The following is a 411-nucleotide window of genomic DNA, read 5'->3' as shown; positions in this document are numbered from 1 at the left end:
AATCTACATTCGCTCTTTTCCACATATTTATGGCGTAAAGCTTATCATCCAACCTAACATAAATCCAAATACAGCAAACAGTAACATAAAAACAAATAAACTACATGCCCACAATGCATATTTTCGACTTTTGCTTTTTGTGAGCATGCCTACGACTGAACACATCAATCCAGCTCCAACTATTTCTCGAAAACCTTCGCCTATAAATGTTTCTTGAATAAGCAATGTAATGTTCAAATACAATAACGCTAGAAAGGCAATAATTAATGAAATAATACCCATCCACGTTTCCTGTTTATAAATACGATTCTTTCTTTTTTTTAAGAATGCCAATTCCATAACCTCGCTTCACCTACTTTCAATTTTCTAACTTTTTCGTGGCTCATCAATTTTTCAACTTCTACTTTAGGC

The 411-nt window shown here is 33.3% G+C and carries 1 protein-coding gene; it reads right to left on the bottom strand.

Annotated elements, in window-relative coordinates; genetic code table 11:
• Positions 1 to 27: 27 nt before the first annotated feature.
• Positions 28 to 339, bottom strand: coding sequence for a hypothetical protein (locus AC1DJR_RS33710; protein WP_002084409.1), 312 nt, complete (start codon positions 337 to 339; stop codon positions 28 to 30).
• Between the last annotated feature and the right edge of the window lie 72 nt (positions 340 to 411).

Source organism: Bacillus sp. 05T31 (genome assembly GCF_056396725.1).
This window is presented reverse-complemented; position numbering and strand designations above follow the sequence as displayed.